Origin of the sequence: uncultured Empedobacter sp. (assembly GCF_937930195.1) — a bacterium.
Classification (GTDB): domain Bacteria; phylum Bacteroidota; class Bacteroidia; order Flavobacteriales; family Weeksellaceae; genus Empedobacter; species Empedobacter stercoris.
Genome location: NZ_CALGVK010000184.1, coordinates 1 through 13,080, shown reverse-complemented (window position 1 = coordinate 13,080; position 13,080 = coordinate 1). Strand labels below are relative to the sequence as shown.

13 protein-coding genes, 3 tRNA genes and 1 riboswitch are annotated in these 13,080 nt (G+C 32.8%); of the genes, 7 read left to right on the top strand and 9 right to left on the bottom strand.

What is annotated here, in order from left to right; all coding sequences use genetic code 11:
- Positions 1-44 precede the first annotated feature (44 nt).
- Complete coding sequence (locus Q0616_RS10990; RefSeq protein WP_171623049.1) at positions 45-458, bottom strand: acyl-CoA thioesterase; 414 nt, start codon at positions 456-458, stop codon at positions 45-47.
- A gap of 83 nt (positions 459-541) precedes the next feature.
- Positions 542-688, bottom strand: a riboswitch (adenosylcobalamin (AdoCbl) riboswitch).
- Positions 689-800: 112 nt separating this feature from the next.
- On the opposite strand from Q0616_RS10990, the gene Q0616_RS10985 reads away from it, so the two are divergent.
- The 5 genes from Q0616_RS10985 to trxA all read left to right on the top strand — a co-directional run bounded on the left by Q0616_RS10985 (position 801) and on the right by trxA (position 3,573).
- Positions 801-1,964, top strand: coding sequence for a hypothetical protein (locus Q0616_RS10985; RefSeq protein WP_298776959.1), 1,164 nt, complete (start codon positions 801-803; stop codon positions 1,962-1,964).
- A gap of 146 nt (positions 1,965-2,110) precedes the next feature.
- A tRNA-Met gene (locus Q0616_RS10980) sits at positions 2,111-2,183 on the top strand.
- A gap of 6 nt (positions 2,184-2,189) precedes the next feature.
- Positions 2,190-2,262: transfer RNA gene (locus Q0616_RS10975), tRNA-Met, on the top strand.
- Between the two features lie 80 nt (positions 2,263-2,342).
- Positions 2,343-2,981, top strand: a complete 639-nt coding sequence (locus Q0616_RS10970; protein WP_225541429.1) for a suppressor of fused domain protein — start codon at positions 2,343-2,345, stop codon at positions 2,979-2,981.
- A 178-nt stretch (positions 2,982-3,159) separates the two neighbouring features.
- Entirely contained in the window at positions 3,160-3,573 is a 414-nt protein-coding gene (gene trxA / locus Q0616_RS10965; protein WP_171623888.1) for a thioredoxin, read from the top strand.
- Between the two features lie 74 nt (positions 3,574-3,647).
- On the opposite strand, the gene Q0616_RS10960 is transcribed toward trxA, so the two are convergent.
- Positions 3,648-5,066, bottom strand: a complete 1,419-nt coding sequence (locus Q0616_RS10960; RefSeq protein ID WP_286482966.1) for an amino acid permease — start codon at positions 5,064-5,066, stop codon at positions 3,648-3,650.
- Positions 5,067-5,222: 156 nt separating this feature from the next.
- Between Q0616_RS10960 and Q0616_RS10955 the strand changes: the two genes are divergently transcribed.
- On the top strand, positions 5,223-6,125 hold the full coding sequence (locus Q0616_RS10955) for a ketopantoate reductase family protein (protein ID WP_298776957.1): 903 nt from the start codon (positions 5,223-5,225) through the stop codon (positions 6,123-6,125).
- Between the two features lie 37 nt (positions 6,126-6,162).
- Here Q0616_RS10955 and Q0616_RS10950 read toward each other — a convergent pair.
- The 7 genes from Q0616_RS10950 to Q0616_RS10920 form a co-directional block, all read right to left on the bottom strand.
- A tRNA-Pro gene (locus Q0616_RS10950) sits at positions 6,163-6,237 on the bottom strand.
- A 60-nt stretch (positions 6,238-6,297) separates the two neighbouring features.
- Positions 6,298-7,482 carry a tryptophan synthase subunit beta gene (gene trpB, locus Q0616_RS10945; protein ID WP_298776955.1) on the bottom strand — a complete coding sequence of 395 codons (1,185 nt, stop codon included), beginning with the start codon at positions 7,480-7,482 and terminating at the stop codon, positions 6,298-6,300.
- Between the two features lie 10 nt (positions 7,483-7,492).
- Complete coding sequence (locus tag Q0616_RS10940) at positions 7,493-8,164, bottom strand: phosphoribosylanthranilate isomerase (protein WP_298776954.1); 672 nt, start codon at positions 8,162-8,164, stop codon at positions 7,493-7,495.
- Positions 8,161-8,946: an indole-3-glycerol phosphate synthase TrpC gene (gene trpC / locus Q0616_RS10935; protein ID WP_171623884.1), complete on the bottom strand. Its 786-nt coding sequence runs from the start codon at positions 8,944-8,946 to the stop codon at positions 8,161-8,163. The genes Q0616_RS10940 and trpC overlap by 4 nt, the downstream gene beginning before the upstream one ends.
- Complete coding sequence (trpD, locus tag Q0616_RS10930) at positions 8,943-9,929, bottom strand: anthranilate phosphoribosyltransferase (RefSeq protein WP_225539153.1); 987 nt, start codon at positions 9,927-9,929, stop codon at positions 8,943-8,945. Before trpD ends, trpC begins: the two co-directional genes overlap by 4 nt.
- A gap of 2 nt (positions 9,930-9,931) precedes the next feature.
- Entirely contained in the window at positions 9,932-10,495 is a 564-nt protein-coding gene (locus tag Q0616_RS10925; RefSeq protein ID WP_284583108.1) for an aminodeoxychorismate/anthranilate synthase component II, read from the bottom strand.
- Positions 10,496-10,498: 3 nt separating this feature from the next.
- The gene (locus Q0616_RS10920; protein ID WP_298776949.1) at positions 10,499-11,893 is read right to left on the bottom strand and encodes an anthranilate synthase component I family protein; all 1,395 of its coding nucleotides are present in this window, start codon (positions 11,891-11,893) and stop codon (positions 10,499-10,501) included.
- Between the two features lie 253 nt (positions 11,894-12,146).
- On the opposite strand from Q0616_RS10920, the gene Q0616_RS10915 reads away from it, so the two are divergent.
- Positions 12,147-12,923 carry an enoyl-CoA hydratase-related protein gene (locus Q0616_RS10915; protein WP_171623880.1) on the top strand — a complete coding sequence of 259 codons (777 nt, stop codon included), beginning with the start codon at positions 12,147-12,149 and terminating at the stop codon, positions 12,921-12,923.
- Positions 12,924-13,080: the final 157 nt, after the last annotated feature.

The following is a 13,080-nucleotide window of genomic DNA, read 5'->3' as shown; positions in this document are numbered from 1 at the left end:
CTTTATCTCTTAGATAAAGGATTTTAGCTTTTTATAGTTCGTTGTTAGTCAATAACAGGAACTGGTCTTTTGTTTTCGTTAATAGCAACTAACGTAAATGTTCCAGTAATCGCTTTTTCGCGGCCATCTCTGTACATACTTTCGATGAATATATCAATTTGTACATCCAAACTTGTACGACCAACACGAACAACTTTACCAACCATTTCGACAATAGTTCCGGCAGGAATAGAATGTTTAAAATCAATTTTATCACTACTTACTGTAACAATAGGTTTACGACAAAAACGAGTTGCTGTCATAAAAGCAATTTCATCCATCAGATACATGACTGATCCGCCAAACATGGTGTTGTGATGGTTTGTATCTCCTGGAAAAACAGCTTTGAAAATACGAGTTTCAGAATTGATGATACGTTGTTCGATCAACTCTTCTCTTGGGGTTTTTTCCACTTCCATTATCATAATATTACACGTTACTTTTTCTTAAAATTAATTTTGTGACAATGTTTTTGTGGTGTTTTAATAATTTCATAGAACATAATTTTTGAACTTTTTTCGCGAAAGTTTATTATAAATTAAAATTTCAAAATTGGCATTCTGGCTTATCAAATTTGTTGATTTACAGTTGCGCGACAGCTCGTGAGTTACACACGATTTCCCTATATTTTGAAATGAAACAAGGTGCAAAGATAGATGAGAAAAATGAAATTTTTATATTTATTGGATCGAATTCGTTGGTTTGGAATAATTCGTGTAAATTCATTTTCTCAATTTTTTTAATCATTTTAAAAGAAACCAATGAAAATTAAACCAATAAAAGACTTAGTTCATAATATTAATGAGTGGGAAGAATTAGTTGCTCAAACCAAAGATTTAACAAATAAAGTTATTCAGGATATTAATTTTATTCGTCACGATATCAATTGGGAAGAATATAATTTGTGTAATACTTCTTTCTTGGGATGTAAGTTTAGACAACATCATGCAATTCATTTAATAGAGCGCGGAGCTTTTATATATCCAAAGTTTGAAGCTGTTCCTTATAATCCTTATCGAGGAAAATTATACACATGGCAAGAGTTGATGGAAGGTTACGATCCAAATAATGACCAAAGTATTGATCTAAAAATCTATAAACATTTCAAAAAACATAAATATAATCCTTCTGTTTCTGAAGCTTTAGCTCAACGTTTACATGACTTATCAATTGATGATGGTTTGCGAAGAATTTTAGAGTATGATGATGAGGGAATGACAAAACGAAAAGTCGTTGGGTTTATGGGCGGACATTCTACAGCGCGCAATTCAGAGTTCTATAATGAGACAGCGAAAGCCGCAAAATTAGCAACATCGAAAGGATATTTTGTAGTTTCTGGGGGAGGTCCAGGGATTATGGAAGCTGCAAATTTAGGAGCTTATATGGCAAATTATTCAGACGAAGATCTAATGAATGCAATTCATATTTTAGCAGATTTAGATTTTGTAGATGAAAATAAAACAGAGTATTTAGCCAAGAATTATATGACAAATGCTAAGAAAGTTTTGGATCTTTACCCAAATGGTGCTGAAAGTTTAGCTATTCCAACTTGGTTTTACGGACACGAGCCAAGTAATTTGTTTGCAACCAATATTGCAAAGTATTTTTCGAATAGTATTCGAGAAGATATGTTGTTAACCATTAGTTTGTTTGGATTGGTTTATGCGCCAGGAAGTGCAGGAACTACTCAAGAAATTTTTCAGGAAGCAGCGCAAAACCATTACGGAACATCAGGGTATTACAGTCCAATGATATTTTTGAGCAAAAAAAGGTATGTAGAAGATACTTCGATTTATTCTGTATTGCATCAATTATCAACAGGAAGACCTTATAAAGACTTATTATTTTTGACAGATTCGTCTGATTTAGCGATTGATTTTATTGAAAAGCATCCACCAATCAAAGTAGATAAAAAAAATAATTAAAATATTTTTAATTATTTTTAAGTAATTAAAGTGTTGTTAGATAAATATTTAAATCTTGTTTTCTTTAGATTTTTCTGAATAAAATAAAATAAATTGGAATAATATTTGGTATTTTAAATAATGAACGTATATTTGCAGTCCAATAACGCGAGATGGAGCAGTAGGTAGCTCGTCGGGCTCATAACCCGAAGGTCACAGGTTCGAGTCCTGTTCTCGCTACTAAATCGCGAGGTGGAGCAGTAGGTAGCTCGTCGGGCTCATAACCCGAAGGTCATCGGTTCGAGTCCGGTCCTCGCTACTACAAAGAGAGTTTCTAACAAGAAACTCTCTTTTTTTATGTCTTAACTTCTCGAATTAATTTGGATAAACTATTTTTGTATGATGAATGTAGAAGAATATAAAAAACAATATAAATCAGATCAAGCTGTTGGTGCGATTGCAATCGAAAATCGTTTAAAAGAAGTCTATGGAACTTTAGAGCCAAGATTTTATTCGCCACAAGTAATGTCGTTTCAAGGTGGAGATGATCCAATTGATGGAGTGGCTGTATTTGATGTGAACGGTTATTATCATTTGGTGAGCTATGGAATGTCGCATTTATATTATTCGGAAGAAAGTGTAGGAGCAGAATTTAGTAAATGGGGATTTGAATTTTCGTTTCGTGTAAAACCTGTAAAAGATGACAACGGAGAAGATCCTTTCTGGGTAGTTCAGCTGATGAATAACTTGGGTCGATTTGTCAATGAAACTAAAGTTTGGTTTGATGAATATCAATATTTACCATTAGGAGGTCCTATTCGAACAGATACGGACACGGATATTGTTGGTTTAGCTTTTATAAAAGATGATGATTTAAATGAGATAAACACACCTCACGGTAAAGTGACTTTTTTACAAATGGTTGGTTTAAATTCTGATCAATTGAAAAAGTTAGAAGCGAATTCAACAAAAGAAGAAATAATGTCAGTGCTAACTGAAATAAAGTCAGTTAATCCAAAATTTGTTTGCGAATTGTAACAATTAATTTTCAAAAAGAGCTATTTACGTAAGCTTATTTCTTAAATTTTGTTAAATGTAATAAACAGATTATCAATATATTAAAATTGGTATTTGATTTGATTATACTAAAGCGTTAGTAGTACTAACAGTAGAATAAATTTTTCATAGGTTAGGTTAATAATTAGTAAAGCTAATTATGAGGCACTCTTTCGGGAGTGCTTTTTTTAGAATATTTATAGAAAAAAATATCACAATGTTTAGAAATTTATTCAATCGAAATAAAGAGAAATCAAATAACGAACAAGAATCAAAAACGATGACTTTCGAAGAAATTATTAATTCAGATAAACCCGTTCTTTTAGACTTTTTTGCGACTTGGTGTGGACCTTGTCAAATGATGGGACCTGTGTTGCAGCAAGTAAAAGAGGAATTGGGAGATGATGTCAAAATTCTAAAAGTAGATGTTGATAAATATCAAGATTTAGCGGCACGTTATCAAGTGCAAGGTGTTCCGACTTTTGCTATTTTCAAGAATAGCGAATTGCTTTGGAAAGAAAGTGGTGCGCGACCAAAAGAACAATTGGTTGAGGTGATTAAAAAGTATATTTAAAATAGGTTTGCTTTGCAGCCAAAGTTGATTAAAAAATCCGCTCATTGAGCGGATTTTTTTTGTGTTTATAAATTTTATTTCTTTTTATTTGATTTTACAATTCGATAAGAAATGTATAGAAAGATTAACCATATTGGAATTAATTCTACCGAAATTTTAAGTCCAGTAAACCACATGATGATTAAAATACCAAATAAGAAAATTAAACAAAGGTAATTGCTTATCGGGTACAGAAGCGAAGGGAATAATGTTTTTACGTTTTCTTTATCTTTCTGTTTTCGATATTTAAGGTGTGTTATCGAAATCATAATCCAGTTGATAACTAATGTTGAAACAACTAATGACATTAGAATATGAAAAGCATCTTCTGGAATTACTTTGTTGATGACAATACAAATTGCTGCAAAAATAGAAGATACTGCAATGGCCATCACTGGAACGTGATTTTTATTTAATTTCTTCAAAAATTTTGGCGCATTTCCCTGTTCAGCCAAACCGTATAACATTCTACTATTACTATAAACAGAGCTGTTATAAACTGATAAAGCAGCAGTTAGAACGATAACATTTAGCGCATTAGCGATTAATCTTGAAAAATCAATTGTATGACCAAAAAGATCGAGTTTTAAGTGATTTAAGTTTTGAAAAACCATTACAAATGGACTACTTTTATCTGTAATTGTTTCCCAAGGAGCCAAAGAAAATAAGATAATTAATGCCCCTACATAGAAAATTAAGATTCGATAAATCACTTGATTCGTTGCTTTTGGAATTGTTTTTTCTGGATTTTTAGCTTCTGCAGCTGTGATTCCAATTAATTCCAAGCCTCCAAAAGAGAACATAATTAGAGCCATAGCGGCTAATAATCCGCTGAAACCACCTTCGCTATTCCCAGAGAGCCATCCTTTTGGAAAGAAACCTCCGTTGTTCCAAAGATTTTGAACAGTCGCTTGTTCGCCTCCAGTTCCACTAATTAATAAGTATGCTCCGAAAATAATCATTGCGATAATGGCAACAACTTTAATGATTGAAAACCAAAATTCGGCTTCACCAAACATTTTTACTGAGCCTAAATTCAACGCATTGATAACGATAAAAAAGAATAAACTTGAAGCCCATAAAGGAATTTCGGGCCACCAGAATTGCACATAAATTCCGATTGCTGTCAATTCCGACATACTTACTAAAACGTAAAGAATCCAATAATTCCAACCAGAAGCAAATCCAGCAAATGAACCCCAATATTTATAAGCAAAATGGCTAAAACTTCCAGAAACAGGCTCGTTAACTACCATTTCTCCTAATTGTCGCATGATAAAAAAGGCTATAATTCCAGCGATTGCATATCCTAAAATAACAGATGGTCCAGCAAGAACTGCAGCTGGTCCAATCCCTAAAAACAAACCAGTTCCAATTGCGCCTCCTAAAGCGATTAATTGAATATGTCGGTTTGTAAGACCTCTTTGCAATTCTTTTTCTTCGGTATTTTTTATTTGACTCACGTGTGATGTATTAATTTGTTAAATATATGTAAAAAGTATTTTTAAAAAGAACATTTTAAAGAATTGTCTTGTTTAGATTAATATTCAAATAATCGTTGAATCAGGTTAGTTAAATATATTTTACATTTATCCTCAAATAACAAAAAGATGATATCAATTTATTTTTTAGGACTTGGTGCGTTAGGTTCAAAATATGCAGCAAGTTTTTATGATTATAATTCAGAGAATGTAAAAATAATCGTTAATCAAGATCGTAAAGAAAAATATGAAGCTGAAGGGGTGTTTGTGAATGAAAAAAGATATGATTTTGATTATATCACAGGGATAGAAAATGAAATTTATCCTGATTTTATTTTTGTTGCTGTAAAAAGTAATCAACTAAAAGAGGCGATTGTTGATTTAATACCTTTTGTTGGAGAAAACACATTGATTATTAGTTTGTTGAATGGAATTTCTTCTGAACGAATTTTAGCTGATACCTTTGGTTGGGATAAAGTGATTAATGCTGTAGCGTATATGGATGCTGTGAAAGTTGAAAATCGAGTAACATACGGAAGTATTGGTAAGATTATTTTTGGACATATTGAGAATAAGTTTCAAGAACGTTTACATTCGTTGAGTGAGTATATGAATGGTGCAAATATTCCAAATACGATAACGGATGAAATTCAAGATGCGCAATGGGCGAAGTATTTGGTTAATGTTGTTGCGAATCAATTGACGTTCTTATTAGAGTTCCCGTACGGGGCATTCAAAACAAATCAACATCTTGATAAATTAATGGATTTACTGTCGGAAGAAGTTATTGCAGTAGGAAAAGCACATGGTGTACAGATTGGGGATAAGGAAGTAGATCGAATGAAAGCGACTCTAAAAATAGTCGATGAGCAAGGGAAAACATCAATGTTGCAAGATCGTGAAGCAAAACGATATTCTGAAGTTGATGAATTTTCTGGTGAAATAATTGCGTTAGGAAAACAATATGGAATTTCAACACCTTATAATGAGTTGGTGTACAATATGGTAAAAGCAATTGAGGAAGCGTATTAAAATAAAAAAAACCTTTGTAGTTCTACAAAGGTTTTTGTCGGGGTGGCAGGATTCGAACCTGCGACCTCCTGCTCCCAAAGCAGGCGCGATGACCGGGCTACGCTACACCCCGATAGATTTCATTATCGTGGGTGCAAATGTAAGGTGATTTTTGAAAATTAACCAAATATTTTTAAGAATATTTTTCGGAAACTTTCATATAGGTTTCTAAATCCTTGTCCCCTCGACCCGAAAGGTTCAGAACCACAATGTCTTGCGGTTTAAAATTAATTTTCTCTAAAGCCGCTAAAGCATGCGAAGATTCTAAAGCAGGGATGATTCCTTCCTCTTTTGTCAGCATAAAAGCTGCTTTTAAGGCTTCATCATCAGTTGCATTTAAGAATTTTGCACGACCAGTTTTGAACAAATGTGCATGTAATGGTCCAACTCCAGGATAATCTAATCCAGCAGAAATAGAATAGGGCTCTACAATTTGACCGTCCTCATCTTGCATCAATAACGTACGGCTACCGTGTATAATACCTTCTGTTCCTTTGATTGTTGTCGCAGCAGTTTCTCCGGATTCTACACCTAATCCAGCAGCTTCAACAGCAATTAATTTTACCTCTTCGTTATCTAAAAAATGATAAAAAGCTCCAGCAGCATTACTTCCTCCTCCTACACAAGCAATCACATAATCAGGGTTTTCTTTTCCATATTTTTCTTTCATTTGCGCTTTGATTTCTTCCGAAATGATCGATTGAAATTTTGTAACCATAGCCGGATAAGGATGAGGTCCAACAACAGAACCAATGATATAAAATGTTTCAGGATGATTAATCCAATAACGAATCGCTTCGTTTGTCGCATCTTTCAAAGTTTTACTTCCAGAAGTTGCGGGAATTACTTGTGCACCCAACATTTTCATACGTGCAACATTAGGTGCTTGACGAGCAATGTCTACTTCACCCATAAAAACGATACATTCTAATCCCATCAACGCACAAACCGTTGCCGTTGCAACACCATGCTGTCCCGCTCCTGTTTCGGCAATAATTTTGGTTTTACCCATTCGTTTTGCTAAAAGCGCTTGACCAATCGCATTGTTGATTTTATGTGCTCCTGTGTGATTTAAATCCTCACGTTTCAGTAAGATGTTTGCCTTGTATTTTTTCGAAAGATTTGGCGCGTAATACAATGGACTTGGACGTCCAACGTAATCTTTTAATAACAAATTAAACTCATCTTTAAATTCTTTTGTATCTGCATAATCTTCTAAAGCTTGTGATAATTCTTCACAATTATGATGCAATAATTCTGGAATAAAAGCTCCTCCAAATTTACCATAAAACCCTCTTTCGTCAACTTCGTATTTCATTTTATTTTTTTTAATTTTGTTCAATTCGTCCATCAATTGTATCGATGAACTGTTTTACTTCGTTAGCTTTTTTAATTCCTGGTGCTGACTCGAAACCACTGTTAATATCAAATCCAATACATCTTGGATGTTGAAAATTTTTCAAAAGTAATGCATCTTCAAGTTCTATTCCACCACTTAATAAAAAGGGTGTTGATAACTGATAGTTTGTTAACAGTTGCCAATTGAATTTACGTCCTGTTCCACCGTAATCAGAAGATTTTGTGTCGAATACAAAGCTATCAACAACTTGTTGATAAGTGGTTAATTGTTGAAAATCATCTTTTGATTGAATTCCTACAGCTTTCCAAATTTTAAAATCTAAAAAGTTTTCATCTGTTATCAATCGTTGGTGTTTTTGATTAATTAATTTTTCACAAAAATAAGCTGTTTCATCGCCATGTAATTGCACAACATCTAATTGATATTGTTCAACTTTTTCGAGTATATTTTCAATCGAATCATTCACAAAAACGCCAACTTTTTCGGCATTCGGAAAAATGTCAAAAATCGCTTTATCTTTTACAAATCGTTTTGATTTGGGATAGAAAATAAAACCAACATAATCTGGTTCGATTGCAGCAATTTCTTTAAAATTCTCAAGATTATTATTTCCACAAACTTTTACTTGAAATCGTTTCATTTTGATGCTTTTACAAATTGTTCAAATGCTTGAGAAGGATTATCTGCCTTCATAAAATTTTCTCCAATCAAAAAAGCTTGAAAACCTGCTTGTCGCAATTCTTTTACCGTTTCAGGATCCGAAATTCCACTTTCCGCAACTTTAATTAAATTTTGTGGTAATTGTTTTAAAATCTGTTTCGATTTTTGGATATCTACTTCAAAGTTTTTTAGATTACGATTGTTGATTCCAATCAAATCAATAAACTCATTTATTTTTTCCATTTGATCTTCAGAATGTAATTCCAATAATACCTCCAATCCAATTTCCTTTGCTGTTTTCGCTAAATTGTAGACTTCATCTTTTGTTAAACATTCTGCAATCAACAACATCAAATCGGCGCCAATTGCTTTTGTTTCGTACACTTGAAACTCATCAACAATAAAATCCTTTCTTAAAATTGGTATATTCAAGATTTCTTTAGCTTGTTGTAAATCTTCAAAACTTCCACCAAAAAATTGTTCATCCGTCAAAACAGAAACTACTGAAGCGCCAAACTTTTCGTAACCAACGACGACATCCTTTACCAATACATCTTTGTTAATAAACCCTTTTGAAGGTGATTTACGTTTAAATTCGGCAATAATTCCTGATGTTGATTGATCCAAAATCGAAGCTTTTGCAGATAAAATAGGAGAATTAAAATGTTCTGAATTTTTAAAACTATTGATTGATTGAGTTTTCTTTTTTTCTAAAATTTCTTTGCGTTTTTGCGCGACAATTTCATCTAATATCGTTTTCATGGTCTTATTAATTTTTGGAATACATTCAATGCTTTTTTACTGTCTAAACTTTCGTTCGCAATTGCTACACATTCGATTAAATCTTTGGTTGGATAAATTGTTTTAAGCGCTAAAGCAGCATTTGCTAAAACCACTTCTTTTTGTGCTTGAGTTGAATTACCTTCTAAAACACTTAAAAATATTTTCGAATTTTCTTCGATTGATTTTCCACCTTTTATATCATTTGGCTGAAGAGAATTTAGTCCAAAATCTTTACTTTCTAAAATAAATTCTCCTGCGTTGTTATACACTTTTGTTGGCGAAGTCAATGAAATTTCATCATAACCAGCTAAAGCTGTTGAAATGGAATAATGAACACCCGAATTTTGCATCACATAATGATAAAGTCGAGCTGTTCTGATGTCATATGTTCCTAAATTTTGAAAATCTGGTTGGATAGGGTTTACCAAAGGTCCCATCAAATTGAAGAATGTTTTTACAGCTAATCCTTTTCTGATTGGGGCTACTTTCGCTAAAGCTGGATGAAAAAGAGGTGCATGCAAAAATGTAATTCCAACTTCTTCAAATTCGTGTTTTAACTTATCTTGATTGGTCGAAAATTCGTATCCAAAACTATCCAACATATTCGAAGAACCACTCACAGAAGACGCTCCATAATTTCCTTGTTTGATAATTTTTTCGCCAGCTCCTGCTAAAACAAAACAACTCAATGTCGAAATATTGAACGTATCTTTTCCGTCTCCACCTGTTCCTACAACATCAATGGCTTGTTTTGGTAAATCAATTTTTACACACAAATCCAGTAAAGCTCGTCGATAACCTTTCAGTTCGTCCAATGTTATATTTCGCATGTTGAAAATAGTTAAGAACGATGCTAATTCTACTTGCGAATATTTTTCTTCAGAAATATCAACCATAATTTGATAGGCTTCTTTTTCTGAAAGTGTATAATTTTCGAATAATAAATTTAATAACTTTCTCATGTTTAATTTTCTAACCAATTTTTAATCATTTGATCTCCTTCTGGCGTTAAAATAGATTCTGGATGAAACTGAACTCCTCGCACATCATACGTTTTGTGACGTAAGGCCATTATTTCTTCGTTTGGCCCGATTGCGGTAATTTCTAAATCGTCTGGAAAATTTTCATTCGAAACAACCCAAGAATGGTAGCGTCCAACTTCTAAACTCTCTGGTAAATTCTTGAATATGATATCATCTTTAATGACTTTTATGGTTGATTTAACACCATGAAATACTTCTTGCGTGTTTAATAATTTCCCTCCAAAAACTTCTCCAATTGCTTGTTGACCAAGGCAAACTCCGAAAATAGATTTGGTTGATGCATATTTTTTAATAATAGGTTTCAGTAAATTAGCTTCGTCAGGAATTCCTGGACCTGGAGAAAGTAATATTTTATCATACAAATTCACTTCTTCTAAAGATATTCCATCGTTGCGAACAACTGTGATATCGGTTGCATATTTTTTCAATGAATGCACTAAATTATAAGTGAACGAATCGTAATTATCGATGACTAAAATTTTCATAGTTTATAGATTTTGAGCGATTTCGATAGAGCGACGAAGTGCGCCTAATTTATGATTGACTTCTTGTAATTCATTTTCTTCAACCGATTTGGAAACAACTCCAGCACCAGCCTGAAAATATAAGGTATTTTGTTTGCTAACAAACGTGCGTATGGCAATTGCCATGTTGATATCACCATTGAATCCTAAATAACCAATAGCTCCTCCATAAACACCACGATTTTGATTTTCATAGGTATCTAACAATTCCATTGCCTTGAATTTTGGTGCTCCAGAAAGTGTTCCAGCAGGAAAAGAATCTGCGAATATTTTCATGGTATTGACACTTGTATCCAATTGAGCAGTTACTTTTGAAACCATGTGAATCACATGAGAAAAATATTGAATTTCTTTGTATTCAGCCACTTCAACATTTGTAGAATTTCTACTCAAATCATTTCGAGCTAAATCAACTAACATTACGTGTTCTTCGTTTTCTTTCGGGTCTGCAATTAATTTTTCGGTTAATTCTTTATCCAAATTTGGGTTTCCAGTTCTACGAACTGTTCCTGCGATTGGATGAATCTCGGCGTGATTATTATCGATGATTATTTGTGCTTCTGGTGAAGAACCAAATATTTTAAAGTTGCCATAATCGAAATAAAATAAATATGGCGAAGGGTTTACAGAGCGTAAAATGCGGTAAACATTAAATTCATCGCCCGAAAATTTTTGTTTGAATTGTCTTGATGGAACAATCTGAAACACATCACCACGAAAACAAGACTGTTTGCATTTTGTAACCATTTTTTTGAATTCTTCATCCGTTAAATTTGATTCAATTTCACTTTCCACATTAAATGGATATTCAATGATTGACTTGTTGTTGATGACACTTTTAATTTCTGCAAATTTTGAAATAGTTTCCTCATTTTGAAATTCGATGAATTGAATTTCGTTGTGAAAATGATTAAAAACCACTATATTTTGATAAAATGAATAAGAAAATTCTGGAATTGTCGCTTCATTTCCTTGAGCAGAAAATTTTACCGTTTCGAAATGCGGAATAGCATCCCAAGCAATGTATCCAAACAAACCATTGACAGGTAAATCTTCTCCATTTTGGATATTGAATTGAGCGGTAAATTCCTTGAACTTTTCAGTTAAATTCTGACCTTTTAATTCATACTCTTTCGTCTTACCATTTTTGTAAGTTTCATTTACGATTCCTTTCGTTACCTTGAAAGTCGCGATCGGATTTAGGCAAATAAATGAATTTGCATCCGTCTTCGAATGGTAGTCTGAACTTTCTAATAATAACGCATTTGGATAAATGTCTCGCAACTTCAAATAGAGTTGAACAGGAGTCGTTAAATCAGCTAAAACAGTTTCTTTCTGTAAGTTAAAATTTAAATTCATTTGCTAAATATTAAGGTTTAGAGCACAAAAAAAGGCTTGTCGGTTACGACAAGCCTTTTCTACATATAATTGCATAGAGGTCTTACGAACCAACGTTTTGTTGTTCGATTAACCACCACCAGTTATTTGTAAATAATGTATTCATTGAGGCAAATTTAGAAATGATTTTGAAACCAACAAATTATTTTTTGATAAATTTTTTAGTTCTTTCAACAATTGATATTTTTGAGAGAATAATAAAAACACAAATAAAATGGAAAATAATTATGACAATCTTATTGTTGAAGTAGAAAATAAAATCGCATTGGTAACTTTAAATCGTCCACAAGCATTAAATGCCTTGAACAAAGATTTATTAGAAGATCTTTCTAATTTTTTGACTAATGCAAACTCAAACGATGAAATTCGAGCGATTATTTTGACAGGTTCTGGAGAAAAATCTTTTGTAGCAGGTGCAGATATCAAAGAGTTTGCAAATTTCGATGGTCATCAAGGAGAACAATTGGCTGCGAAAGGGCAAGAAAATGTATTTGATAAAGTAGAAAACTTAACAAAACCTGTTATTGCGGCTGTTAACGGTTTCGCTTTAGGTGGAGGATTAGAATTGGCGATGGCTTCACATTTTCGTATCGCATCTACAAATGCAAAGTTAGGATTGCCAGAGGTTACTTTAGGTTTAATTCCTGGTTATGGTGGAACGCAACGTTTACCAAAATTAATTGGAAAAGGTCGTGCTATGCAGGCAATTATGACGGCAGATATGTTTACGGCAGATCGTGCGTATGAGATGGGATTGGTAAACGAAGTAGTGGAACAAGCAGAATTAATAAATCGTGCGAAAGAAATTGCAGGTAAAATTGTAAAGAATTCTTCTGTTGCTATTCGTCACGCGATCAAAGCAATAAATGCATCGGATAAAGACAATGGTTTTGAAATTGAAATTCAGAGTTTTGGAAATTTATTTGATGAAGATGATTTCAAAGAAGGAACAACAGCTTTTATAGAAAAAAGAAAGCCGAATTTTAACTAATTTTAGTTTAAAATAAATCAACAAAAAGCTTCAAGATTTCTTGAAGCTTTTTAATTTTACATCATGAAAAAAATAATTTTTGGATTCTTTTTGGTGATGAGTTCAATTGCGTTTTCGCAAGAAATTTATCAAGTTATTGCACAAGAAGGATTGACGA